Annotated in this window: 2 protein-coding genes; one reads left to right on the top strand and one right to left on the bottom strand. The window is 66.4% G+C overall.

The features are described from left to right. The coding region (locus P4U43_RS17940; RefSeq protein ID WP_277359956.1) for a DNA-3-methyladenine glycosylase at positions 1-373 on the bottom strand (373 nt) is incomplete at its 3' end. 92 nt (positions 374-465) lie between these two features. Between P4U43_RS17940 and P4U43_RS17935 the strand changes: the two genes are divergently transcribed. After that, on the top strand, positions 466-837 hold a 372-nt coding region (locus tag P4U43_RS17935; RefSeq protein ID WP_277359955.1), incomplete at its 3' end, for an Ada metal-binding domain-containing protein.

Here is an 837-nt window from a genome sequence, read left to right as displayed (position 1 = left end):
GGTCCCGGTCCAGGCGAGGGTTGCCCCGACGGCGCCGGGCCGCGTCCACTCCGCCGACGATCTCCCCTGCGCGCAGGAGCAGTCCGGTGGCATTGCCTGGCCACCCACAGACCACGTTGGCGCAATAGTGCATGCCATAGGTGAAGTACACGTACAGGTGCCCCGCTTCACCGAACATGGTCGCGTTACGGGCCGTCTGTCCGCGGAATGCATGGGAGCCCGGGTCTTCTGACCCCATATAGGCTTCCACCTCGGTGATACGCACCGTGACCGGCTCCGCGCCGTCGTCATGGGTCAGCTGCGCGCCCAGCAGGAGCGGTGCAACCTCGATGGCCGGGTGCGCAAGCCGGGTGCGCTGGAGAGCTGGATCCACGAAAAGACCGTATCAAGACGCAGGGACTCAGCCTGCACGGTCATGTCCGATTTCCGCTAGCAGCGCACTCGTCCGCCTGCGAGGATGGACTCATGGATTTCTGGCAGCAGTACCGGGCGATCGAATCGCGGGACACCCGGTTCGACGGGCAATTTGTCACCGCGGTGGCGACGACGAAGATCTACTGCCGCCCGTCCTGCCCTGCACGCACTCCGAAGCCGGCCAACGTCAGCTTTTATCCGACCTCTGCGGCGGCGCACGAGGCCGGATACCGTGCCTGCAAGCGATGCCTGCCCGAAGCGGTACCCGGTACGCCAGCGTGGAACCTGCGCTCGGATGTCGCTGCGCGGGCAATGAGGCTGATTTCCGACGGCGAGATTGACCGCGTCGGCGTTCCGGGGCTGGCGCTGCGGCTCGGCTACTCAACCCGCCAGCTTGGCCGGATCCTCCACCACGAGCTGGGT

The sequence above is a fragment of the Arthrobacter vasquezii genome (genome assembly GCF_029455255.1).
GTDB lineage: Bacteria > Actinomycetota > Actinomycetes > Actinomycetales > Micrococcaceae > Arthrobacter_D > Arthrobacter_D parietis.
The sequence above is the reverse complement of the archived record's forward strand: the minus strand, read 5'-3'. Positions and strand labels throughout refer to the sequence as shown.